Consider the following 2,489-nt stretch of genomic DNA (forward strand, 5'->3'; position numbering starts at 1 on the left):
CCTTGTGCCGGATCGACGCCGCGCCGTCCGTGCACATCCGTTGCAGAAGCCGACGGACCTGGCGGGTGCTCAGATCAAGCACATGCGCCGCCGACACCATGGTCATCCGGCCGGCGATCACCTTCGATAAAATCTCGATCCGCTGCAGATCACGCTCGCTCATCGCTATCAATCCCATCTGCAATCTCCGCCGTCATCAAAAACGGGGAGAGAGTGACATTTCTACTTTGCAGAAACAGGACATTCTAACTTTGCGGTGTGACTTCTAATGTAAATGCAACAAGGGCTTAAAGGCTACTACAGGGCACGGAGATCAGCCCCCGATCCGACCGGCTGGGCCGGGTTGAAAGGGCGGAGCGGGGGCGGGTGATAACATTCCCCTTCGGCTTTAGCTTTCTCACTGGCAATTGTTCTTTTACCGCTCGATACTCGCTAGCACTTGCAAGGCCCAGTTGGGGATCAAGCCGCACGATGCTTCCGGAAATCAACCTGCAAGGTGACGTCGACATCGCCGCGCTGTCACCACTTCTTCGCGGCATGCTTCTTTCGGTTGCCTATGCTGACGGTGAGGGGGGCATAGGATTGACGGCAACCGGCGCCATGAACCGCAAGTTCGTGGATTGGGCCGCTGTTAACTTCCTCTGGCCCGACTTTACAGCCGAAGATCTCTACAGCATGCACAAGGTGCTCAATGAACGCGACATGCCGCCGCTTTGGGTCGTGCGCGACATGGCCCGTCATCTGAAGCTTCTTCGCCGGAAAAAGGATGTGCTGCTGCCAACCAGACGCGGCCGGGCGTTTTTGGTGAACCCGCAAGCGTTCTTCGATCTGGTCGCCACGGATTATCTCTATTCCTATGTCCACGCCACCGAGCGGGAAGAGGAGGTCCGAGCGCGGTTACGCTGGTGGCGCATGTTCCTCAATCTTCTCAATATCAAGGCCAGAGAAGGTTGCACGCCAATGGAGGTTGTGAAAATCCTCTATCCAGACCTGGCGCCTTTGTCGGACACCGAAATGACGCTAGAAGCCTGGGAGTTGAAATCCGATCTTCAGTATGGCGTCTTCCAACGCTTATGCTGGCTCGGCTTGCTCTACGAGGCACGAGAGGGGCTCACTCTTTTCCAGGACGGATCCTTCCACAAGACGCCACTTTGGCCAGCTTGCCTGCAGTTGGAATCGGATACGCAAAGCGATATCGGCGTCCATTGACGATCTCTATTCTGCTGCTGGCTGCCTAATAACGCTTTCTCTCGCCGCGCAATCACTGCAGGATCATTCATGAAATCCGTCCTCCGCCCCGGCTTGCCGTCATTTGTTCACTTCACGCCTGAACACTTCAGCTGGGGTGCGGAAACCAAGGCATTTTCTCGGCGTACTGTTCAACCGATCGATCAGTGATCGTATCGATTCATCAGGAACTGACAGGACAGCAGTATCCCTCGGCAGGTAACGCCGAATCCGCCGATTCATGTTCTCAACCGAGCCTTTTTGCCAGGGCGCAGACGGATCGCAGAACCATGCATCGGTTCCCATTCCTTGCTTCAGTCGCCGCCAGGAGACGAATTCAAATCCGCGATCAAACGTCAAACTTTGCCGGGCATGCTTGGGCAGGGGGCTGAGCACGTTGATGAGCCGCTCCATGATCGGCTTGGACTGCCGGTCGTTGTTCTTGAACAGCATGGTGAACCGGCTCGTCCGCTCAACAACCGTTGCCACATTGGCATTGCCCTGAACCCTTTCGAAGATCATGAGATCGGCTTCCCAGTGACCGAATTCCTTGCGATCGTTGATGGCTTCCGGCCGATGTTTGATCGAACGCTCATCTGGAAAGACTGGATTCTGCGGCTTGCGAGCATATCGCGGCCGGCGCTTTCTCCGCCGTTCCGGGAGAAGCCGCGCGAGTTGCTGCCGTTGTCCTTCTGGTGAATAGACATACCGGTAGATCGTCTCGTGACAGACGCTTGCCTTGGCCGCTGGTTCGATCTTCAGTCGTCCAGCAATCTGTTCCGGCGACCAGCCGGATTCCAACTTTCCGATCACTTCGTTCCGCAGATCCTCGCGACGAAAGAGCTTGCCGATCCGCCGGCGCCTGTCGCGCGCCATGTCGTTGGCGGTCATCGCCCAGTAGCCCTCGGCATCCGGGAATTCCTGATCGTGCCAGTAGTTGCGTTTGATCTCCCGGGAGATGGTCGCACGGTCCCGGCCGAGGCGTCTGGCGATCTCAGACTGGCTAAACTTCTGATCCAACATCCTGGAAATCGATCGGCGTTCGTCAAAACTCAAATGAGAAAAGGTACGGATCAAACTATGGCTCCCGAAAAGCAGGCAGCTTACGCCTTTGTTGCAGTTCGAGATAGAATGTACCCGGCTACATCATTTGTGGCGGCAAGGTTGAAATGTCCGCCGGTTTGCAAAGTAGAAATGTCACCTTGGGCGGGTCTTCAGCCATTTAGAAATGCGACACTCACCATGTCCACTTGCACTGAGGC

General features: G+C 56.0%; 3 protein-coding genes. 1 reads left to right on the top strand and 2 read right to left on the bottom strand.

The features are described 5' to 3' along the window. A partial coding sequence (locus tag IB248_RS30785; protein ID WP_192242231.1) for a helix-turn-helix domain-containing protein occupies positions 1 to 178 on the bottom strand: 178 nt, incomplete at its 3' end. 293 nt (positions 179 to 471) lie between these two features. Between IB248_RS30785 and IB248_RS30790 the strand changes: the two genes are divergently transcribed. Then, complete coding sequence (locus tag IB248_RS30790; protein ID WP_192242232.1) at positions 472 to 1,209, top strand: hypothetical protein; 738 nt, start codon at positions 472 to 474, stop codon at positions 1,207 to 1,209. Positions 1,210 to 1,308: 99 nt separating this feature from the next. Here the strand turns inward: IB248_RS30790 and IB248_RS30795 are convergent, their stop codons facing one another. After that, complete coding sequence (locus IB248_RS30795) at positions 1,309 to 2,304, bottom strand: IS30 family transposase (RefSeq protein WP_192242233.1); 996 nt, start codon at positions 2,302 to 2,304, stop codon at positions 1,309 to 1,311. Between the last annotated feature and the right edge of the window lie 185 nt (positions 2,305 to 2,489).

Source organism: Rhizobium sp. RHZ01 (genome assembly GCF_014851595.1).
GTDB lineage: Bacteria > Pseudomonadota > Alphaproteobacteria > Rhizobiales > Rhizobiaceae > Rhizobium > Rhizobium altiplani.

What these genes read in the sequence shown, in the direction of transcription:
- IB248_RS30790 (WP_192242232.1), top strand. Translation starts at nt 472, where the DNA reads ATGCTTCCGGAAATCAACCTGCAAGGTGACGTCGACATCGCCGCGCTG.